This is a genomic window from Bacteroides sp. MSK.20.12 (assembly GCF_019052435.1).
GTDB lineage: Bacteria > Bacteroidota > Bacteroidia > Bacteroidales > Bacteroidaceae > Bacteroides > Bacteroides xylanisolvens.
Genome location: NZ_JAHQVH010000018.1, coordinates 13,008 through 36,431 on the forward strand (window position 1 = coordinate 13,008; position 23,424 = coordinate 36,431).

18 protein-coding genes are annotated in these 23,424 nt (G+C 41.6%); 10 read left to right on the forward strand and 8 right to left on the reverse strand.

The features are described 5' to 3' along the window. Nucleotides 1–10: 10 nt before the first annotated feature. Entirely contained in the window at nt 11–1,231 is a 1,221-nt protein-coding gene (locus KTR06_RS11255; protein ID WP_055235644.1) for a pitrilysin family protein, read from the reverse strand. Between the two features lie 105 nt (nt 1,232–1,336). On the opposite strand from KTR06_RS11255, the gene KTR06_RS11260 reads away from it, so the two are divergent. From KTR06_RS11260 to KTR06_RS11295, 8 genes are all read left to right on the forward strand, one after another. Continuing rightward, on the forward strand, nt 1,337–1,870 hold the full coding sequence (locus KTR06_RS11260; protein ID WP_008023845.1) for a TIGR00730 family Rossman fold protein: 534 nt from the start codon (nt 1,337–1,339) through the stop codon (nt 1,868–1,870). A 4-nt stretch (nt 1,871–1,874) separates the two neighbouring features. Continuing rightward, nucleotides 1,875–2,480, forward strand: coding sequence for an SIS domain-containing protein (locus KTR06_RS11265; protein ID WP_004298060.1), 606 nt, complete (start codon nt 1,875–1,877; stop codon nt 2,478–2,480). Further along, nucleotides 2,468–3,388: a carbohydrate kinase gene (locus tag KTR06_RS11270; protein ID WP_055235642.1), complete on the forward strand. Its 921-nt coding sequence runs from the start codon at nt 2,468–2,470 to the stop codon at nt 3,386–3,388. The genes KTR06_RS11265 and KTR06_RS11270 overlap by 13 nt, the downstream gene beginning before the upstream one ends. Before the next feature lie 152 nt (nt 3,389–3,540). Beyond that, nucleotides 3,541–5,148 (forward strand): DUF6377 domain-containing protein, encoded by a 1,608-nt coding sequence (locus tag KTR06_RS11275; RefSeq protein WP_055235641.1) that lies wholly within the window; start codon nt 3,541–3,543, stop codon nt 5,146–5,148. A gap of 268 nt (nt 5,149–5,416) precedes the next feature. Beyond that, complete coding sequence (locus KTR06_RS11280; RefSeq protein WP_120067668.1) at nt 5,417–6,577, forward strand: glycoside hydrolase family 76 protein; 1,161 nt, start codon at nt 5,417–5,419, stop codon at nt 6,575–6,577. Nucleotides 6,578–6,615: 38 nt separating this feature from the next. Beyond that, on the forward strand, nt 6,616–8,085 hold the full coding sequence (locus tag KTR06_RS11285) for a glycoside hydrolase family 125 protein (protein ID WP_120067670.1): 1,470 nt from the start codon (nt 6,616–6,618) through the stop codon (nt 8,083–8,085). A 162-nt stretch (nt 8,086–8,247) separates the two neighbouring features. Next, nucleotides 8,248–9,315 (forward strand): tyrosine-protein phosphatase, encoded by a 1,068-nt coding sequence (locus KTR06_RS11290; protein ID WP_120067722.1) that lies wholly within the window; start codon nt 8,248–8,250, stop codon nt 9,313–9,315. A gap of 114 nt (nt 9,316–9,429) precedes the next feature. Next, a complete protein-coding gene (locus KTR06_RS11295) occupies nt 9,430–11,355 on the forward strand; it encodes a DEAD/DEAH box helicase (protein ID WP_118407498.1) in 1,926 nt (641 codons plus the stop codon). A 98-nt stretch (nt 11,356–11,453) separates the two neighbouring features. On the opposite strand, the gene KTR06_RS11300 is transcribed toward KTR06_RS11295, so the two are convergent. The 5 genes from KTR06_RS11300 to ruvB form a co-directional block, all read right to left on the reverse strand. Then, complete coding sequence (locus KTR06_RS11300) at nt 11,454–13,595, reverse strand: S46 family peptidase (protein ID WP_217290357.1); 2,142 nt, start codon at nt 13,593–13,595, stop codon at nt 11,454–11,456. A gap of 19 nt (nt 13,596–13,614) precedes the next feature. Continuing rightward, complete coding sequence (locus tag KTR06_RS11305) at nt 13,615–14,970, reverse strand: TIGR00341 family protein (protein ID WP_004313751.1); 1,356 nt, start codon at nt 14,968–14,970, stop codon at nt 13,615–13,617. A 2-nt stretch (nt 14,971–14,972) separates the two neighbouring features. After that, nucleotides 14,973–16,469 carry an oligosaccharide flippase family protein gene (locus tag KTR06_RS11310; protein WP_217290358.1) on the reverse strand — a complete coding sequence of 499 codons (1,497 nt, stop codon included), beginning with the start codon at nt 16,467–16,469 and terminating at the stop codon, nt 14,973–14,975. 30 nt (nt 16,470–16,499) lie between these two features. Continuing rightward, complete coding sequence (locus tag KTR06_RS11315; protein ID WP_207895138.1) at nt 16,500–17,276, reverse strand: dienelactone hydrolase family protein; 777 nt, start codon at nt 17,274–17,276, stop codon at nt 16,500–16,502. Nucleotides 17,277–17,338: 62 nt separating this feature from the next. After that, entirely contained in the window at nt 17,339–18,370 is a 1,032-nt protein-coding gene (ruvB, locus tag KTR06_RS11320; RefSeq protein ID WP_004313748.1) for a Holliday junction branch migration DNA helicase RuvB, read from the reverse strand. A 127-nt stretch (nt 18,371–18,497) separates the two neighbouring features. Between ruvB and KTR06_RS11325 the strand changes: the two genes are divergently transcribed. Continuing rightward, nucleotides 18,498–19,730: a nucleoside recognition domain-containing protein gene (locus tag KTR06_RS11325; protein ID WP_055278528.1), complete on the forward strand. Its 1,233-nt coding sequence runs from the start codon at nt 18,498–18,500 to the stop codon at nt 19,728–19,730. Nucleotides 19,731–19,746: 16 nt separating this feature from the next. After that, a complete protein-coding gene (ybeY, locus tag KTR06_RS11330; protein ID WP_217290359.1) occupies nt 19,747–20,166 on the forward strand; it encodes an rRNA maturation RNase YbeY in 420 nt (139 codons plus the stop codon). 120 nt (nt 20,167–20,286) lie between these two features. On the opposite strand, the gene KTR06_RS11335 is transcribed toward ybeY, so the two are convergent. After that, entirely contained in the window at nt 20,287–20,709 is a 423-nt protein-coding gene (locus KTR06_RS11335) for a lipocalin family protein (protein ID WP_074705670.1), read from the reverse strand. Nucleotides 20,710–20,730: 21 nt separating this feature from the next. After that, nucleotides 20,731–23,424, reverse strand: coding sequence for a prolyl oligopeptidase family serine peptidase (locus KTR06_RS11340; RefSeq protein WP_217290360.1), 2,694 nt, complete (start codon nt 23,422–23,424; stop codon nt 20,731–20,733).

Below are 23,424 nucleotides of genomic sequence, written 5' to 3' on the forward strand. Positions count from 1 at the left end.
TATCAAAAAGCTACTTATAAATCAGCGTTGATAAATACTCTTCTGCAAACATTTCATTGGCAACCTCCAGTAGTTGCTGTGCCGTTAACTCTTCAATACGCTTAAAAACAAGCTCGGATGATTCATATTTATGATAATGAAGGTATGTTTTCGCCATTCCCAGTGCATTATTCTCAAAGTTATCAGATGCCACTCCAATTTGTCCGATCAACTGCTTTTTCGCTGCTGCCAACTGGGAGGAAGTCATTTTCACATCACGCATCCGCTTCAGTTCCTTATAGGTCAGTTTCAAACAGGTATCCATATCATCTACATCCGTCCCGAAATAAATACAGAAAGCCCCTGTATCCGTGTAAGAGGTCAGATTGGATTCTACATTATAAACCAGTCCTCTACGCTCACGAAGGGACACATTGAGTTTACTATTCATTCCGGGACCTCCGAGGACATTGTTCAATAAATAGAGAGCCGTGCGTTTGTCGTCATACGCATTATAGCCACGGCTACCAATCATTACATGTGCCTGGTGTGTGTCTCTGGGAACCGTCAAATGTTCCGGCACATAAAGAGGCGGAGGTGTACGACGATTCTCTACTCTTACATCAGGAATATCCAAGAGGTATTTCTCTACCAGGCGAATGATTCTTTTGAAATCATATTGTCCCTGAACAAAAAACACCATATTCCCCGGTTGGTAAAACCGGCGGGTAAACGATAGAACGTCTTCCGTACGAAAACTCCGCAGCAGTTCCGGTTTACCAAGAATGTTTCTTCCCAATGGATGATTGCGGAAGATCATATCTTCAAAATCATCGAAGATCAGTTCCGACGGAGTATCCTCATACGACTGGATTTCATCAATAATGACCTCCGTTTCTTTTTCTATCTCATGCTGCGGAAAGGTTGAATGAAATACAATATCCCCCAACAGTTCAAGCGCCCGTTCCAGATGTTCTTTCAGGAAAGCGGCATAGACCACCGTTTCTTCCTTATTAGTGTAAGCATTCAGGTCGCCCCCCACATTCTCCATCCGGTTGAGGATATGCCAGGCTTTACGCTTCTCCGTTCCTTTAAAAATCAGGTGTTCTACAAAATGGGCCATTCCCTGCTCATTCTCTGCCTCATCGCGCGTTCCGGCATCGATCGCAAAACCACAATAAGCTACTTTTGAGAGGGTCGGTTCATGGATAATACGTAAGCCATTTGGCAATGTATATTCGTTACCTTGCATTGTTTTATACTTCCTTATTGAATTAATGCCACAAAAATACAATAAAACTTATTGCTGTTTATAGAAAATTGCAGATATTTGTGGACTATAACAGCAACAACGTATATGGAAAAGATAGGAATATTCTGTTCCGCCTCCGAAAACATTGACAAAATGTACTTCGAAAGTGCCCGCCAAATAGGAGAATGGATGGGGCAGAAAGGCAAAACCTTGATATATGGAGGGGCCAGCCTCGGACTGATGGAATGTGTAGCCCGCGCCGTGAAAGAAAACGGAGGCAAGGTCATCGGAGTTGTTCCCGCCAAACTGGAGGAGAACGGCAAAGTAAGCATTCTGTTAGACGAAGAAATTCATACCCGCAATTTGAGTGACCGCAAAGACATCATAACGGAGAAGTCGGAGGTGTTAGTCGCACTACCCGGAGGCGTCGGTACACTCGATGAGATTTTCCATGTAATAGCTGCTGCTTCTATCGGTTATCACCGGAAAAAGGTCATCTTCTACAACGAATATGGTTTCTATGACGAACTATTAAAAGCACTCCACACACTGGAGGACAAAGGTTTTGCACGACAACCATTCTCAACCTACTACGAAGTAGCAAACACATTGAACGAATTAAAAGAAAAAATAAACTGATTATATGATAGACTCCATCAAACAACTTTTGCAACAGGAAGCACAAGCTGTGCTCAACATCCCTGTAACAGACGCTTATGAAAAAGCAGTGAAACTGATTGTAGAACAAATACATCAGAAAAAGGGAAAACTGGTAACTTCCGGTATGGGAAAAGCCGGACAGATTGCCATGAACATTGCTACAACTTTTTGTTCCACCGGTATTCCATCTGTCTTTCTGCACCCCAGCGAAGCACAACACGGGGATTTGGGTATTTTACAAAAGAATGATTTACTCCTGTTGATCTCCAACTCGGGCAAGACACGGGAGATTGTGGAATTAACCCGTCTGGCTCATAATCTGGATCCGGATTTGAAGTTTATTGTTATTACCGGCAATCCGGACAGTCCGTTGGCAAAAGAGTCGGATGTTTGTCTTAGTACCGGTAAGCCGGCTGAAGTCTGTGTGTTAGGCATGACTCCTACTACCTCTACCACTGCCATGACAGTGATCGGAGATATATTAGTGGTACAAACCATGAAAGAAACCGGATTTACGATCGCCGAATATTCAAAACGCCATCATGGTGGTTATCTGGGAGAAAAATCAAGATCACTATGCGAAAAGTAATCGGTATCGGAGAGACAATCCTCGATATCATCTTTCGAGGTGACCAGCCTTCCGCAGCCGTACCGGGAGGCTCTGTATTCAACGGCATCGTCTCATTGGGACGAATGGGAATAAACGTCGGCTTCATCAGTGAAACCGGGAATGACCGTGTAGGCAATATTATCCTGCAATTCATGCGTGAGAATAATATCCCAACGGATCATGTCAACGTATTCCCGGACGGAAAATCACCGGTATCTCTGGCTTTTCTCAACGAGCAAAGCGATGCAGAATATATATTTTACAAGGATTATCCCAAACAACGCTTGGACGTCCTATTCCCTAAATTAGAGGAAGATGACATTGTGATGGTCGGTTCGTATTATGCATTGAATCCGGTACTGCGGGAAAAGGTTCTCGAATTACTCGATCAGGCACGGGAAAAGAAAGCCATCATCTATTACGACCCGAATTTCCGCTCTTCTCATAAAAACGAAGCCATGAAACTGGCTCCAACCATTATTGAGAATCTTGAATATGCAGATATCGTACGCGGTTCATTAGAGGATTTCCTCTATATGTACAACATGCAGGATATAGACAAGATATACAAGGATAAAATCAAGTTCTATTGCCCACGCTTCATCTGTACTGCAGGTGGAGAAAAGGTAGCGTTGCGCACCAATCTGGTCAACAAAGATTATCCGGTAGCACCATTACAGGCAGTCAGCACCATTGGAGCCGGCGACAATTTTAATGCAGGACTCATTTATGGATTACTCAAATATGATGTTCGATACCGCGATTTAAATAACTTGAATGAAGAAATATGGGATAAAATAATCCAATGCGGAAAAGACTTCGCAGCCGAGGTTTGCAGAAGTTTTAGTAATTCGGTATCCGTGGAGTTTGCAAAGAAATACAGGTAAAACTACAGATTAAGATTTATAAGCCAGCAGCCTATCCTACAAAGACTTTATATTATATAATCCATATTAAGTTAATCAGTAAGCCTTAACTTAATATGGATTTTCTTATCTTTGCAAACACCACAATTAATACGCAATCTTACTTAATACACATGAAAAGATTTATTCTGCCTCTATTAATAATAATCCTTATTCTTACCAGTTTGCCTACAAAAGCAAATAATGAGATCGAATCATTATTAAAAACATTAGATAAATCTCTACAACACAAATCTGTCTATACTAAACAAAAACAAAGGCAAATAGACAGTTTAAAAATAGTATTAAGGCAATCCGACAATATTCAAGAAAAAATAGGAATTGCCCAGTCCCTTTGTTTTGAATATTCATCTTTTCAGAAAGATTCTGCTTTAGTTTATGCCATCCACATGAATAACCTTGCTCAAAAAAGTAATGACAAAGAACTACTAATTGAGGCGAAATTAGATTATTCAAGAATACTATCTTCTATGGGCTTTTTTAAAGAAGCCTTAGCGATTGTCAACTCAACACAACAAGAGCAATTATCTCCGCGGCTGAAAGCTGAATATTTTCTCGGACAAGTCACAATTTATAATCATCAGAAAACTTTTGCCTCAAATGAGAATGATGCACAAGAGAACGATCTGATTGCACAAATTTATCGCGATTCACTTCTTCAATGCAAGGAAGTCCCCTCAAACGTACGAGCATTCATGTCAGCACCGACTCTTCTCTTCCATAAAAAATACGATAATGCTATTCACATATTAGACAGCGTTTACAAAAGTTATGCACCTTATTCACGAGATGCCGGAATAATTGCATATTCTTTAGCTTCTGCCTATCAAGGCAAAAATGACTCTGAAAATATGATTAAATATTTCGCGATATCCGCTATCTCCGACGTATTAAATGGAGCCAGAGAGAATCTCTCTCTAAAAATACTCGCCAAATTGATCTTTGAAAGCGGAGACATAGACCGGGCATATAAATATATGAAAAATGCAATGGAGGATGCTATCTTATGTAATGCGAGAATCAATACTATTGAAGCTTCAGACATGTACCTTTTTATAGATAAGGCATTTCAGGAAAAGGAAAAAAATAAATTTATCACCATAACCATATTGCTTGTAGCATTGTGTTTTGTCTGTATCTTATTGTGTGCTTTGTTCATACAACTAAAAAAACAAAAAAGAAAAGTGGAGCAAGCCAATGAAAGTTTATCCTATCATCTTTACGAGATACAACAAATGAACTCAATATTAGCAGATAATAATAAAATCAAAGAAGAATATGTAGGACTATATATGGAACAATATACCAGTTATATTAACAAAATAGCCAATTTAAAAAAGAGGGCGCTTAAAATAGCCAAAAGCGAAGATATTAAAAAAGTGACGTCATTCCTTCACTCTTCACTCAACACAGAAGAAGATCTGGCTGAATTTTATAATAACTTTGATAAAGCAATTCTAAATCTTTTTCCTAATTTCGTTGAGGATTTTAATGCATTGCTCTTACCGGAAAATGTAATTATTCCAGGTCCGGGTAAACTTTTAACGCCTGAATTACGTATCTTCGCACTAATCCGCCTGGGAATTACAGATAGCGTAAAAATAGCCCACTTCCTGCAATATTCATTGTCGACTATCTATAATTACCGTTCAAAAATGCGAATCAAAGCAAATGGAGATCGGAATGAATTTGAAGAAAAAGTGGCTCGAATCGGGCAATAAATTCAAGAATAATAGTCTATCAGCCACACAATAGCATTTACATTTATGTGATATCCATCAACACGTATATACCTAATTATCAAACAGATAAATCCTACAAGCATTTACAATTCGCTTACTACCCATTTTATAAGTAGTCGGAATAAGGTATTTTTGTAGAGTCACAGTAGCAGTGATACCTGGGACTTGCTCTCCAATGATTAATTCCCCAATAAATTGAAAAACAAAATTGGACTATTTTATAAATATCAATTAATGAAAGGAAACTATGAATAGCCTATTGCTCAATGTTATTTGTGCTTTCGCCATTGCGAACACAAATCCTAACGCAGAAAGAGCCCAGCAAAGCTTGGATGCCCTTTACAAAAACTATGCAGCACCCAATACTTGTTTGCTGCGCGAAAATTATCCTTCTGACCAGAACAACAAAGCAACTTATCTAGCGTCAGAAGAACAAGCAAAAAGACATAATGAATATTCTTATCTTTGGCCGTACTCGGGTACATTCTCTGCAGTAAACGCACTGTTGGAGAGCACTGGAAACAAAAAATATAAGAAACTTCTGGAAAATAAAGTACTCCCTGGATTGGAAGAGTATTTCGACACACGAAGAGAACCATTCGCTTACTCATCCTATATCAGTAATCAACCTCTCTCTGATCGTTTTTATGATGACAACGTTTGGTTAGGCATTGATTTCACCGATTCTTATCGTATGACTAAAAAACAAGCCTATCTAGAAAAAGCCGAACTGATATGGGAGTTTATTCTTAGCGGTAAAGACGAAGTGCTTGGAGGAGGAATCTACTGGTGTGAGCAGAAAAAAGAGTCCAAAAACACTTGTTCAAATGCACCGGGAGCCGTTTTTGCTCTCAAGCTATTTCAGGCAACTCAAGACAGCACCTATTTGAAACAAGGGAAAGAGTTATACGAATGGACTAAAAAGAATTTAGAAGATCCAACAGATCATTTATACTTTGACAACATTGCACTCAATAAGAAAATCGGGCGTGCCAAATTTGCCTATAATAGCGGCCAAATGATGCAAGCAGCCGCCCTACTCTACCAAATAACAAAACAGAAAAACTATCTGGAAGATGCTCAAAATATAGCCGAAGCATGTCACAAGCACTTTTTCACTCATTTCACCTCGCCGAACGGACAAACATTTCAATTACTGAAAAAAGGAAATATCTGGTTCACAGCAGTCATGCTAAGAGGATTTATAGAGCTTTATCACACAGATCACAATAAGACCTATCTAGCCGACTTCCAAAAAAGCCTTGATTATGCATGGCAATATGCCAGGGATAAACGGGGACTCTTCCAAACAGATTGGAGCGGAACAGATAAAAATGAGAAAAAATGGCTTTTGACACAAGCAGCTTTTGTAGAAATGTACGGCAGATTAGCCGGAATCAACTTATAATAACCACTTTTAATAATCCTCTCAAAAACACTGTAAAGATGAAGAAAAGAAACATCGGAATATGCATTATTACAACCACCCTATTAATGGGAAGTCATGCGAATGCTACTGAACTTATTCTTGCTAGAGATCATACCAATGTAGTCAATCAGGCAGCTGAAGTGGCCGCTTATAAAAGTAACCGTCCACCTGTAAACAAGCGTCTTTTTACATCAAAAGCTGTGGAAGCAGAAATTATCAGAGTAAAAAAGTTGCTTACTAACCAAAAATTGGCGTGGATGTTCGAGAATTGTTTTCCCAATACCCTTGAAACAACGGTTCATTATCGCACAACAGACGGCAAGCCTGATACTTTTGTTTATACAGGCGATATTCATGCCATGTGGCTACGTGACTCGGGAGCACAGGTTTGGCCTTATGTACAACTGGCCAATAAAGACCCGGAATTAAAGAAAATGCTTGAAGGAGTGATCCGCAGACAATTTAAATGTATCAATATTGATCCATACGCTAATGCTTTTAATGACGGAGCTGTCGGAGGGGAATGGATGTCCGACCTGACCGACATGAAACCTGAATTACATGAAAGAAAATGGGAAATAGATTCTCTATGTTATCCACTACGTCTGGCCTACCAATATTGGAAGGAAACCGGTGATGCCAGTATTTTTGATAGTGAATGGATACAAGCCATCACCAATATCCTGACTACTTTTAAGGAGCAACAACGCAAAGAAGGAGTGGGACCTTATAAATTTCAACGCAAAACAGAACGTGCACTCGATACATTAAACAATAATGGCCTAGGTGCTCCGGTAAATCCTGTCGGACTTATTGTTTCAGCTTTCCGCCCATCTGACGATGCTACAACCCTGCAATTTCTCGTGCCGTCTAACTTCTTCGCTGTTTCTTCGCTAAAGAAAGCTGCCGAAATTCTAAATGCTGTAAATCAAAATGCAGAACTGGCAAAACAATGCACAGATCTGGCAAAAGAAGTAGAAGCTGCACTAAAAAAATATGCGACTTATAATCACCCTAAATATGGTACAATTTATGCCTTTGAGGTAGATGGCTTCGGAAATCATTTCTTAATGGATGATGCTAATGTACCAAGTCTGCTGGCAATGCCTTATCTTGGTGATGTAGAAATCAACGATCCTATCTATCAAAATACACGCCGTTTTGTATGGAGCAAGGATAACCCCTATTTCTTCAAAGGAAAGGCAGGAGAAGGTATTGGCGGGCCTCACATCGGTTATGATATGGTATGGCCGATGAGCATCATGATGAAAGCATTTACCAGTCAGGACGATCAGGAGATCAAAGATTGTGTAAAGATGCTGCTCAATACGGATGCAGGGACAGGCTTTATGCATGAATCTTTCCACAAAGATGACCCCAATAACTTCACCCGTGCTTGGTTTGCATGGCAAAATACCTTATTTGGCGAACTTATTCTAAAGTTAATCAATGAAGGAAAAACGGATTTATTAAACAGTATCCAATAAAGCTGATTCAAGCAACTTCTCATTCAGGGCGCTCTTCCACCGGAAGATGCGCCCTTTTTTAACACGTAAATTACTATTAACTTTGGCTAATTATCGCAAAGGAATTATCACATCTTCGGGTAATTCTTATCTTTGCAGTATACGATTCAAGACAAAGAAACTATGTATAAAAACCTGTTAAGCTGGCTTACTGTTTTATTAGTGCTCCCGTCGTGCTCCGGCACATCACCTGCTATATCTGTGGTGTGTGAGGAAAATAATATAGGAAACTGTATTATCAAATGGGAAACAACACCGATATTAAAAGGACAGGTAAAAGTATACACCTCTACTTCTCCGGAAATTATTCCGGAAGATTCTCCCATTGCAATGGCTAGCATCTCCAGTGGTAAAATGACAATCGTAACCAATGATCCGTCCCAACGTTATTACTACTTGATGGTGTTTAACAACAAATACCGCATCAAAGTAGCTACCCGCAACATCAATATTCCCGGTATACAGAACTTCCGCGACTTAGGAGGATACGAATCTGCCGACACCGGAAAATCTCTTCGTTGGGGAATGATATACCGTTCCGCACAAATAGACAGTATCCCTCCTTGTTCCTGCCAAGAGCTTAAGAATATGGGAATACGAACAATCATAGACTTACGTTCTGAAAGCGAACGCCACAACTATCCGCAACTACATGATAACAAGTTTAAAATCGTACATATCCCCATCCTCACAGGGAACATGGAAAAAATTCTGCAAGGTATTCGGGAAGAAAAAATAAAAACTGATACCATCTACCGCCTCGTAGAACGAATGAACCGGGAACTGGTTACAAACTACCAAAAGGAATTCAAAGAGCTGTTCACCATTCTTCTCGACCGTAGCAATTATCCGGTTGTTATTCATTGTACATCCGGAAAAGGACGTACAGGAATTGTTTCCGCACTCCTACTCGCCGCTCTAGGCGTCAATGAAGATGTGATAATGGAAGATTATCGTTTGAGTAACGATTATTTCAATATCCCCAAAGCCTCTAAATACGCCTACAAATTGCCGATCAACTCTCAAGAAGCAATCACTACCATCTATTCGGCTAAAGAAGATTTCCTGAATGCCGCAAAGGAACAGATTGAAGCTGAATATGGGAGTGTACAAACCTATCTGAAAAAAGGAATCGGACTTTCTACGGAAGATTTAAAACAGTTGCGCAGCATTTTATTAACAGATAATTGATTGTTGATAAATGATAAATACGATGACGTCTACAATAATTATCCGTTATCAACCATTTATTATCAACTAAATTAACTATCTTTGCAGCCGAAATAAAAGATATACAGAGATTTAATGAAGACATTTGAAGAGCTTGGCGTTTCTCCGGAGATACGTAGAGCAATTGAAGAAATGGGATACGAGAATCCCATGCCGGTACAAGAGGAAGTGATTCCGTACCTTTTAGGAGAAAATAATGATGTAGTAGCTCTTGCACAGACAGGAACAGGTAAAACAGCCGCATTCGGTTTGCCCTTGCTCCAACAGATTGACGTAAAAAACAGAATTCCACAATCGCTTATCCTCTGCCCTACCCGCGAGCTTTGTCTCCAGATAGCAGGAGATCTGAACGACTATTCCAAATACATTGACGGACTGAAAGTACTGCCTGTATATGGTGGTTCTTCCATTGATAGCCAAATACGCAGCCTGAAACGAGGTGTACATATCATCGTTGCCACACCGGGACGTCTGCTCGACTTGATGGAGCGCAAAACCGTATCTTTATCTACCATCCACAACGTTGTAATGGATGAAGCGGACGAAATGCTTAATATGGGATTCACAGAGAGTATCAATGCCATCCTGGCTGATGTGCCGCAGGAACGTAACACTCTACTGTTTTCTGCAACAATGAGCCCGGAAATCGCACGTATCTCCAAGAACTACTTACGTAACGCGAAAGAAATAACTATTGGCCGTAAGAATGAAAGTACCAACAACGTTAAACACGTTGTTTATACCGTACAGGCTAAAGATAAATATGAAGCTTTAAAACGTATCGTCGATTACTACCCACAAATATACGGTATCATTTTCTGCCGTACCCGTAAAGAGACTCAAGAAATTGCAGACAAATTGATGCAGGAAGGTTACAATGCCGATTCTTTACATGGCGAACTTTCCCAAGCACAACGGGATGCCGTTATGCAGAAATTCCGCATCCGTAATCTGCAACTGCTCGTTGCAACTGACGTGGCTGCCCGTGGACTTGACGTAGACGATCTGACACATGTCATCAATTACGGATTGCCTGACGACACAGAAAGCTATACACATCGTAGCGGACGTACAGGGCGTGCCGGAAAAACCGGAACTTCCATTGCCATCATCAACCTCCGCGAAAAGGGAAAGATGAGAGAAATCGAACGGATTATCAGCAAAAAATTTATTGTCGGAGAAATGCCGACAGCGGCAGGTATCTGTCAGAAACAGCTGATTAAGGTAATTGATGATCTCGAAAAAGTGAAAGTGAACGAAGAAGAGATTGCCGACTTTATGCCGGAAATCTATCGCAAACTGGAATGGCTAAGCAAAGAGGACTTGATTAAACGAATGGTTTCTCACGAATTCAACCGTTTTGCAGAATATTACCGCAACCGTCCTGAAATAGAGCAACCAACCGATATGCGTGCAGAACGCGCCGGACGTGGTGATCGTAAAGAAGGAGGTTTCGAGAAAAGAAGCCGAAAAGCTGCTCCAGGCTTCAACCGCTTATTTATCAATCTGGGTAAAACGGACAGTTTCTTTCCAAGTGATCTTATCGGACTGTTGAACAGCAATACAAGAGGGCGCATTGAATTGGGACGCATTGACCTGATGCAGAACTATTCTTTCTTTGAAGTACCCGAAAAGGAAGCGACCAATGTAATTAAAGCGCTGAACAAAGCTAAATGGAACGGACGTAAGGTCGTTATTGAAATAGCCGGTGAAGAAAGCGGAAAAGGACGCGAAAGCAGTTCTAATGAGCGCAAGGGAGGTAAACGATTCGGCGGCAAAAGTGACGAACGTGCACCACGCTATGAGAATAAGGATAGAAAATCGAGAGATGCTTCTGCAAAAGGTGCTAAATCAGCTAAAAAAGATAAACCTAGTCGTGCAGAACGAGGTTATTCTGATGCCCGTGGTCCAAAAAAGAAAGATGACTGGCAAGAATTTTTCAAAGACAAAGAGCCTGACTTCAGCGAGGAAGGATGGGCACGTAGAAAACCCAAAAAGTAAAAAGGAATTCATTTAAATAAAATAGAAAGGCAACTAACTACCACAGATTAGTTGCCTTTCTATTTAGTAAATATATATCTTTTATCGAAACATTTACTTCATCGAGCTATCTTCAACTCCTGAACAAGATTGCCCGCCTTACCATATTTCTCCATAATAAAGAGCATATACCGCACATCTACTCCGATGCAACGCTGCAAGTCAGGTTCAAATACGATGTCACTGCTCATTGCTTCCCAGTTGCCATCGAAAGCCAGCCCAAGCAATTCTCCTTTGGCATTGAACATGGCACTGCCGGAATTACCGCCTGTAATATCATTATTAGAAATAAAGCAAACATTCATGTCTCCCTGTGCATTGGCATATCTTCCGAAATCACCGGAAGAAAGCAAACTCAACAACTCGGGCTGGACGGCAAAGTCAATATCACCTGCATGTTCCTTCACCTTCTCAAAGATGCCTTTCACAGTGGTATAATAATCGTAAGTGGCCCCATCAAAAGGAGTATACCCCCCAACCGTTCCGAAACTAAGCCGCATAGTGGAATTGGCATCCGGATAGAAATTACGATCGGCATACATACGGCGCATGGCAGCGTTAAACAAACGTTCCCCTTGCTCTATCTGCTCGGAAGCTTCGGAAATACTCTGATTCATCTCATAATACTTCACGATCAGATCCAGACTCAAAGAAACAGCCGGATCCTCTATCAGATTATACGTAGTATCCCGCTCCAGAAAACGTTTTAGGCCCTTAGGAGACGTTATATTGGACGTTGCATACAAAGAGTCTACATAAGCCTGAATATTCCCGTTATAGAGTGTATCTATCTTTTCATACATAGCAGGCAGATACTTCTTATCCACTTTCAACTGATATTCTTTGAGCATGGCAGCAAAAACCTCCTTATCAATGGAAAGATCAAGATTATCATACTTCTCCAATAACTTCTTCATGCGGGTAATCACCAGCTTCTCCTCGGCCTCAAAGTCGAAATTGAGAATTTCAAGAGCAAGCTGCACCAACTCGGGACCATTGATAAACGATTCACCGAAATAAGCCAACGCACGATTTGTTTCCCGACGATTACTATAACTCAACTCCAGAGAAGAGAATAAACGAATCAGTTTCTCTCTTTCTTCCGGATGAGACTGAATCCAGTCGCGAAGGGCTGTTTCAGCCGCCCGCTTCTTTTCCAACACCTTCAGATGCTTGATGGCCTTGTTTGTTCCGATACTATTCTTCCAATAATTGGAACTTTCATCGTATTTTGAAGCATACTTGATACGAATATCCGGACGACAATCCATCTCCCGTTTCCAAACCGTTTGTTTTACTCCCCGCACATCAATCATTGCCTGGTTGATTCCATTCATCATCTCTTCGATACCATACGAAGAAAGATAACGTTCCGTACTTCCCGGATAACCAAGCGTCATACAGAAAGAACCTTCCTTGTATCCATCCAAAGAGATGGGCGCTACATATTCAGGGCGATAAGGGACGTTATCAGGAGAATAATCAGCCGGACCATTCTTGGTGTTTGCATAGATACGAAATACGCTGAAATCGCCCGTATGTCGCGGCCACACCCAATTGTCCGTATCCCATCCAAACTTCCCGACAGAAGAAGGAGGTGCAAAGACTAAACGAACATCGTTATAATCACGATAAACGGAAAGCCAGAATTCATTACCTGCATAATAAGCATCAACAATACCGGTCAGCGTAGAATCTTTTTCGGAAACTTCCAGACCGATTACATTCATGATCGAATCAACAGCTACACGGCGTTCTGTTTCCGTTTTAGCATAGCGGGCGGCAGATAATACCCGTTTGGTTACGTCTTCCGTACGAAGCAGAAAACGGACATATAACTCCGGATTCGGCAGCTCTTCGTCAAGGCTACGTGCAAAAAAGCCATCTTTCAGATAATCATGTTCCACAGAAGAGTGTTGCTGGATACTGCTGAAACCACAATGATGATTGGTAAACACCAGACCGTCTTCGGAAACCACCACTCCCGAACAGAAACCTCCAAAGCTGACAACAGCATCAGAAAGAGAAGGTTTCTTCGGATTATATATTTTATTCACAGGCATTTGCAAACCAAGTTCTTTCATTACCCGGTCTGTCTGTTTGTTCTTGCGGAGATTTCCCAGCAGCCACATTCCCTCATCGGCAAATACATTCGACAGACAGAGGGAAAAGACTATCAAGACAGTTAGTCTGAATTTCATATTACTATTTTTAGATTCATTATTCGGTAATCAGCCTCAACTTCTTCGCTCCTACACGGGCTTTCAGCCATTCGCTGATTTTCTGTTTCTCGGCAGCAGACGGATGTCTGTCGAATTTCAAAACAGCCAATGTTACCGTATCGGTCTTCATCGAGTCAACCCGCACTTCGAGCGAATGAGCGATGGAGAGCGTAGTGATGGAAGGATAAAGCACTTTCAGTTCGGGCACTAATGTACGACTCATTGCGTCATACGTTCTGTATTGTTCCAACGTTGTCTCCAGTTGGGAAATCTTCACTGCCTGTTGCTGAAGTCGCTGCTCGCTGTTTTTGTAGAAGTCTTCCATGACCATGGCACGGATAGAAGTCACATCTACCGCTTCATTGTTCATCCCCTGCAATACAACTAGCTTCGTATCTTCCAACTTATATTCTTTCATCTTGCTACGGGCAATAGAAATCGAAGCATCGGGCACTTCAGGACCAATCAAAACAACCCGCACTTCTTTATGTTCATAGCTGATCTTTTTATCAAGTACCTGTGTATTTTCAAAGCTTAACTGATCGCTAATAAAACGATTGGCTGCCGCCTCATAGAAGGTGCTTTTTATAATTCCAAATGTCAGATAAACCGCAGGGCACATGGTAAGCACCACAATCAGAACGATGTATTTACGTACGGTCTTCTCACGGGTTTTATCTACAAACTCTTTTCGTTGGAAATGCATCACACGAACTCCGAGGAAAGTAGCCAGACTGATAAAAACAGAGTTGATGAAGTAAAGATAAAAAGCACCCAGGAAATAAATAAGATTACCGGAAGCCAGTCCGTAACCTGCCGTACAAAGCGGTGGCATCAATGCAGTAGCAATGGCAACGCCCGGAATCACATTTCCTTTTTCCTTGGTAGAGAGAGCCACCACGCCTGCCAAACCACCAAAAAGTGCGATGAATACATCATAAATAGTGGGCGATGTACGTGCCAGCAGCTCTGACTGTGAACCGGCAATAGGGGCAAGAAGGAAGAAGATAGTGGCCGTCGTCACACTGAAAGCGGTCGTTATGAGAAAGCTCTTTAAAGAGCGTTTCATTAATTCGAAGTCGTTCAGTCCGACAGAGAGTCCTACTCCCATAATAGGCCCCATCAGCGGAGAAATCAACATGGCACCGATAATTACTGCGGTAGAGTTTACATTCAATCCGAGTGATGCCATAAAGATGGCAAAAATCAGGATCCATAAATTGGCACCTTTAAACTCTACACCCTTACGGATAGAATCTACAGTGGCCAGTTCGTTATCCTTGTCTTTTTTCAAGTCCAGATATTCTCCCAGAAAGGACTTGATAGCAAACTTATTACGTTCATCTGTCTTCATAGTTATTTCTTCTTTATAAAGCGATTAATAACAGGAATCTGACTCAATGGTAAATCCTTCTTGATAATATAAGCTATAAATAGCAATAAAAGTACGGTACGGAAAGCGAGACGGAGCACCAGATTAGGGATAGGCACCTGTTCTCCAATAACGTAAAGTACCGCTGCCAGCAGAACATAAAGTCCGAGGCTTTTCAAATCATAACGAATCGGGTATTCTTTCTGTCCTATCCAGTAGGATAACAGCAAGATTACCGCATAGCCTGCAACAGAAGCCCATGCCGAAGCAAGATAGCCGTAAACCGGCACAAATAATATGTTCAATACAACAATAATGACACAGCCGATCACCGAGAAGTAAGCTCCCCAATAGGTCTTATCCGTCAGTTTATACCAAAAGGAAAGATTGAAATAAATCCCTTTACAGATTTCTGCAAGCATCACAATAGCCACCACTCCAAGGCCTTCCCAGTAACCTTTTGCTACAAGATAACGCAACAAATCGAGGTAGAACATTACAGCAAGGAAAGCCAACAACGAGAAGATAAGAAAATATTTCATCGCAGCCGCATACATTTTTCGGTTATCTCCTTCGCGGTCTTTACCAAATACAAACGGTTCGTAAGCGTAACGGAAAGCCTGTGTAAACATGGCCATCACCATCGCTATTTTGCTGGTTGCCGCATAAATACCCAATTGTACCAACCCTTCCTGTCGATCTTCAAAGAGAAACGGATAGATCATCTTGTCAACAGTCTGATTCAGAATACCTACCAAACCTAAGATTAATACCGGAAAAGAGTATACTACCATTCGCTTCAGCAACACCCGGTCCAACTTATAAGCAAATCCTGTCAGTTCCGGGATAAAGAAGAACATCTGGACAACCGAAATTATCAGGTTGCTGATGAAGATATATCCCACCAGATAGTCCGGATCATAAAACCAAGAGATGGTTGCCGGACAATGTACATTCAGCCACGGACACACCAACAGGAAAAACAGATTCAAACCGATGCCGCCAATGATAGAGAGCAGTTTGATAGCTGCAAACTTGGCAGGGCGTTTTTTATATCGCAAATAGGCAAAAGGGATGCATTGAAAAGAGTCTAAAGCTACCACAACAGCCATCATCGCTATAAATTCCGGATGATCGCCATAATCCAGCAAATTGGAAATAGGTTGCAGGAATAACAGGCAAAGGAGAACGAAAATCAAAGATACGCCTCCTACTGACAATAGGGAGTTGGCATATACTTTCATCGGGTCTTCTCCCGATTTATTGGCGAAACGGAAGAATCCCGTTTCCATACCGAACGTAAGCAGTACGAGCATCAGGGCTGTAAACGCATACACGTTCGATACGACTCCGTAACCTCCGGTGGAAGCCGGTAATACAGCTGTATACAAGGGTACCAGCATGTAGTTAAGGAATCGTCCGACAATACTACTTAACCCATAAATTGCAGTATCTTTAGCTAATGATTTTAGTCCAGCCATGTTTTATTAGTGATTATCATTCAGATTGGTTCAACGTTTCTTCTTTTGTTTGAACAACCAATCCATAAATCCGGGATAATTGAAAGCCGGATTCCAGCTTCCATGATTACAACCGGGAAATTCAATATATTCCACATCTGCACCGGCAGCTTTCAGTGCTTTATATGCTTCGCGAGAACCTTTCACTGGAACTACATCATCTGCATCTCCATGAAAGATACGGAACTTCACATCTTTGGCAGCCGACAACCGGCTTGGATTGACTATACCACAGATAGGAATTGCAGCAGCAAATATCTCCGGGTAGCGTATTACTAAATCATACGTTCCCATCGCTCCCATTGAAAGGCCGATAATATAAACCCGTTGCGTGTCCACTTCGGGCATCACCAGATAGGAATCGAGCAACTGTTTGAGTGTCTGCAATATAGGACTGATCTCCTGTTCTACCGGCATTTCAGCAGGTATAAAAGACTTCGGACGTTCCGTATAAGCCCAGTAACCGTCTGTCGGACACTGCGGAATCAGCACAAAAGCAGGATACTTTTCTTGATTGACCGGATTAAGAAACATCTGTCCGCCATGAGTCAACTGTTTCTCATTATCATTTCCCCGTTCGCCGGCTCCATGCAAAAACAGCACGAGGGGGTACTTCTCACCCGGTTTCACCGATTCGGGGTGAATCATCCGGTAAGGTAAGGAATCTCCTTTAGAAGAAACAAAAATGTCTCTTCCATATCCCTGTTGAGCCGATAAAGAAAGGCTCAAAAAGAGAAAAACAAATAAAGTAATCCATTGCTTCATCATCCAACTATGCTTTATAAAGTTCTTTTATACCGTTAATACCACTTGTCACATGACGCTTTATGTCAGTCATTAAACAGTGTTTTCTGACTATTATAAAGACTTCTTCCCAAATGCTTATAGGCAAGTTCGGTTACCTCACGTCCGCGGGGAGTACGTTTCATGAATCCTTCTTTTATCAGGAAAGGTTCGTAAACCTCCTCGATGGTTCCCGCATCTTCTCCTAAAGCCGTAGCAATGGTCGTTATACCGACAGGGCCGCCTTTAAACTTGTCTATAATGGTACAAAGTATCTTGTTGTCTATCTCATCCAGTCCGTACTTGTCGATATTCAATGCTTCCAGTGCAAACTGGGCAATCTCTGTATCGATAGAGCCGGTGCCTTTCACCTGTGCAAAGTCACGTACCCGGCGAAGCAAAGCATTAGCAATACGGGGCGTCCCACGACTGCGGGAAGCAATCTCCGAGGCTGCACGTACCGAGCAAGGCACATCCAGTATGGACGCAGAACGACGGATGATATTGCTCAAAATATCATCATCATAATACTCCAAATGAAGGTTAATACCGAAACGTGCACGAAGCGGAGCCGTCAGCAGACCGCTACGCGTGGTTGCACCAACCAGCGTGAAAGGATTCAAATCGATCTGGATGCTGCGTGCCGAAGGTCCCTTATCAATCATAATATCGATGCGGTAATCTTCCATGGCCGAATAAAGATATTCTTCCACTACGGGTGACAGACGATGAATTTCATCAATAAAAAGCACGTCGTTCGGTTCGAGGCTGGTCAATACACCAGCCAGGTCACCCGGTTTATCTAGCACCGGACCGGAAGTTACTTTAAAGCCGACTCCCAATTCGTTGGCGATAATATTTGAAAGAGTTGTTTTTCCTAATCCGGGAGGGCCATGCAACAGCACATGGTCAAGTGCTTCGCCGCGCAGACGTGCCGCCTTCACAAAAATGCGAAGGTTTTCCACCACCTTGTCCTGGCCGCTAAAGTCTTCAAAGCTTAACGGACGGAGTGCATTCTCGAAATCCCGTTCTTTTGAAGTAAGCTGATGTTCGCGTATGTTAAAATCTTCCTGTTCCATTTATTTCTTGAAAAGTAGGAGACAAAGATAGAGATTTACATTCATTTTCAGTATAAGAAAGACGAAGATTTAGTTTATTTGAAACGTAATAACTACTTTTGCACTATCTATATACACGCTATCAACTATGGTTCTAAATTACATTTGGATAGGATTCTTTGTCGTCGCCTTTATCATCGCCCTTGTAAAAGTGATTTTTCTGGGAGATACGGAGATATTTACGGCTATCATGAACGCTACATTCGATTCTTCAAAGACAGCTTTCGAAATTTCTCTAGGGCTTACGGGAGTACTGGCTCTTTGGCTGGGTATCATGAAAATCGGAGAAAACAGTGGATTGATTAACGCACTGGCTCGCTTTCTTAGTCCGGTGCTTTGCCGACTGTTTCCGGATATTCCTAAAGGACATCCGGTGTTAGGGTCCATCTTCATGAATATGTCTGCCAATATGCTTGGTCTCGACAATGCAGCCACCCCATTGGGGCTGAAAGCGATGAAAGAGCTGCAGGAACTGAATCCGAAAAAAGACACTGCTTCCAATCCGATGATTATGTTTTTGGTGATTAATACCTCCGGCCTTATCATCATTCCGATCAGTATCATGGTATATCGTGCACAAATGGGGGCTGCACAGCCTACAGATGTATTTATCCCTATTCTGCTAAGTACTTTCATTTCAACTCTAGTAGGAGTCATAGCAGTCAGCATCGCTCAAAAGATAAACTTAATCAATAAGCCTATTCTCATTTTAATGGGCGTTATCTGCCTTTTCTTTTCCGGCTTGATTTATCTGTTTCTAAGTGTCTCGCGGGAAGATATGGGTACTTATTCTACATTGATAGCGAATATTCTGCTGTTCAGTGTCATCATTCTGTTTATTTTGACGGGAGTCAGAAAGAAAATCAATGTATACGATTCGTTTGTGGAGGGAGCTAAAGAAGGGTTTACGACGGCTGTACGCATCATTCCTTATCTGGTTGCTTTCCTTGTAGGAATTGCAGTGTTCCGCACTTCGGGAGCAATGGATTTTCTGGTGGGAGGCATCGGCTATATAGTAGGCTTATGCGGAGTGGACACGAGCTTTGTAGGAGCGCTGCCTACCGCATTGATGAAATCGCTTAGCGGTAGCGGTGCAAACGGATTGATGATCGATACGATGAAAGAACTGGGACCTGATTCGTTTGTAGGACGTATGAGTTGTGTAGTTCGCGGAGCTTCGGACACCACATTCTACATTCTGGCCGTTTATTTCGGCAGTGTGGGGATCACCAAGACTCGTAATGCGGTGACTTGCGGTCTGATAGCAGACTTCTCGGGTATCATAGCCGCTATCTTAATCAGTTATTTATTTTTCTTTTAAATCATAACATTCAATTATGGCTGTAACTTATCAAACAGAAGGTGTAAAAATGCCTGATATCAAGAAACGTGAGACTACGGAATGGATAAAGGCCGTAGCTGCTTCTTACGGGAAAAGACTCGGTGAAATCGCTTATATCTTCTGCTCGGACGAAAAAATTCTGGAAGTAAACCGTCAGTATCTGCAACATGATTACTACACGGATATTATTACTTTCGATTATTGTGAAGGTGATCGTTTATCAGGCGACTTATTCATTAGCCTAGATACGATACGCACCAATGCGGAACAGTTTGGTGCTTCATACGAAGACGAACTACATCGCGTGATTATCCACGGGATTCTTCACTTGTGCGGCATCAATGATAAAGGTCCCGGAGAACGGGAGATTATGGAAGCTGCGGAGAATAAGGCATTGGCTATGCGACAAGTGTAAACAAGCCTCTGTATAAATACTGTAAAACGAATACGCCTCATCGTAATCACTACGACGAGGCGCTTTCATTAGCAACAACATGCTAATATTAAACACTAAATTATTTAAGAGAGAGATTTATTACTTCTTATCAGGAGCTACTTCCGGAGTAACCAATTTCTTGATTGTTTTTTTATTCACATACAGAAAAACCAGCCGAGGACTTGATTCTTTCATCACCAACCGCAACGAATCAGATGTCAGTTTTTCAATACGTTCCCGCGTTTTATACACTTCCGTTCTTCCATCATCCTCTGTGCTAAACCCTTCGATTATCAAATAACCGTCCTTGTCTATCTTCCATGTTCTAAGATCTAAAGATGGCACGTTGATAGCGGAACATTTGCCATTCTTCTGAAAATGGAATCCTTTGAGTTCACCGGTAGACTGATAAGTATAAGGATTACACCACTTACCTATCAGTTGTTTTTCTACATTTTTTTGAGCGTAGCTCGTTAATGCAAAACAGGCTAAAGCCATAATTACTGTTAATAATTTCTTCATCTTTTGTCAATATTTATTCATTTAGTAATCATATTTCTGATCAATCCCGCGTTCTCTCAAATGAATGCCTTCTTTCATCCAACGCGGTTCTTTTGTTCCTTTCAGATAATAATCGAAGAATTGCATCATCCGGATAGTCCAGTCCTTCTGAGCCGCCTGATTGCCAAGAAAATGGCCTTCACCTTTATAATTAAGATGCCATGCCGGTCGTTGTAAGCGGCGCATAGCCAAATACAAAGCACGCCCTTGCTCATAAGGAACAGCCTCATCCTTATCATTATGCCAGATTAACAAGGGAGTATGTATCTTATCCGCCTCCACTATAGCCGAGTTTGCCAAATACTTGTCTTTAGCTTCCCACAGAGTTTTTCCCATACGACTTTGCGTCTCTTCATACATGAAGTAACGTGGCAAACCGCTACCATTGCGAATACCTAAATAGCCGGTTACCATATCAGTAATAGGAGCACCAATATTAGCACAAGCAAATAAATCAGTCTTTGTGACTAAAAAACTCGTTTGAAAGCCCGACCAGCTATGCCCCTGAAGACCGATCTTGCCCGGATGTGCTATCCGCTGCTCTATCAAGTATTTCGTTCCGCTCACTACGGCATCATAACAGCTCTGCCCTGGTGTTCCTATGGTGAAATGTACATCCGGCATAAATACAATATAACCGTTACTTACAAAGTATATTACATCTGCCATTGCACTACTCAGCATAGGAGCATGATACACATTCAATCCGCCAGAATGTGTTTCATAAAATTGCACCAATACAGGATATTCTTTATCAGCATCATAGTCTTCCGGAAGATAAAGTATTCCTTTATTAGATTTATTCTCGTAGTTAGTCCATTCCACCAGTTTTGCAGTTCCCCACTTATATTCACTTTGTTGAGGATTGACATTTGTTATGCGAACAGGATCGGAAAAATCCGATTTACTCCACCACAGATCACGGAATTCAGATATGTTCTGACGATTCCATATACAATATTTCCGATTGTCAGAAAAACGATGAACAGTGTATAGATAAGAACCTTCCATCAACCTCTTTAGACGACCTTTCATATCAATCTGATACACCCCTTGATCTTTCGTATCTTCGTCCCACAAGCTCACTACTATTTTTTCATCCGGTGCAAACACTTCCTTATCAATATTACTAGTCATTTTACGGATAGATTTCCGATTCTTACGACCATATCCCTTCGTAAAACATTCCGGCTGACACTCACCGGTCAGGTCTATCTTCCACCAATCATACGCATCGTAAATCAACACACTGTTTCCATCAGCAGTCCAACCCGCAATACCGTAAGCAGGTGCAGGCGCAGGTTTATCATAATCCTCGTCAAACACCGGATAGCCGATTGCAGTCGAAATATCAGTCACCCTACCCGTATTTCCATCAAACTTATTCCAATTTTTCGCAATCGGATCGTACATGACTGCCCACTTTCCATTCACCGACCATTTCGGAGTACTCCGATAGCTACGTCCCACCAGTTTCTTTTCTCCGCTATGCACATTTACAGCATATATGTCAAATGGCACTTTATCAAGCCACTCTTTCTGCATACGGTAAGGAGTCTCATCCGTATAAAGCACATAATGAATCTCCTCCGCCCAATCCGGCTCGAATAAATCAACATGACCGGGAGCTACTTCCGTCAATTTTTTCGAAGCTATATCGTAGATATATTTAGGGTACTCGGGACGATAGTAACGGCTTCGAGTCTGCAAAGTAGGCACCTCATATTCATTCCAAGTCCATAACTCCAATTCAAAACTTTTATCCGGTTTCGGTTCATCTTCCTGCTTATCCTTGTCCGTTTTTGGAAGCAATGGCCTAATTTGCAGCGTCAGAAACTTCTGTTGACGAGACAAATTGGCATGAACAATCTCCATTCTGGTAGGAATAGCAATCTCTTTACGGTCGAATATTAGATCACAGGTATTATTCTTCAAAGAAAAATTATACCATAGCGAGTCATTTACCGTAAACTCTCCGTTCATCCGGTTCTCGTCAAATCGGAAAGAAGAAGGTTCTTTCTTGACAGCACTTTCATAAATAGTTCGGTAAGGACCTGCCAACGGACCATAACACAAAGCATTTCCTTTTGCCTGTTTACGGATGAAAAGAATAGAGCGACCTTGATTATATAAACTATGATAACCAATACTGTCAATATGAAAAGCCACTCCTGTCTTCAAATGACGAATCACCAAACGATCAAATGACGGAATGTGGTTCAATGTATCCTTTGGTACGTTGGTCATAGAAACAGAGTAAGGAGTTCCCGCTACAGGCCGGAAAGCTTCCTTGTATACCCACTCCTTTCTGATTCCCGAAGGAAGTTCCATAAGCATTGTTTTCATATTTCCTGCGGAATCTGCCATCTGATAATAGGCAGCCTGATCCGAATTGTAAAATTCCAATCTTTCTACATTCGGCAACAATACCTCCTCCCGTGTACGCGAATCAAACAAGTGTAACGTTTTCGCCTCCTTATCTTCCGGATTATATTCCATTGAAACAACGCGATACGTAACCCACCTTCCTGTCGAAGATATCTCCGGAGAATCAACACGCTTCCATGCCATACAAGCATTGATATCTAAAGCTTTCTTTTGCTGTTGCGCATCCGTACTTTGAGTAAGTCCGAACAACAAGCCAACTCCTAATCCTACTATTATCCGATTCATCAT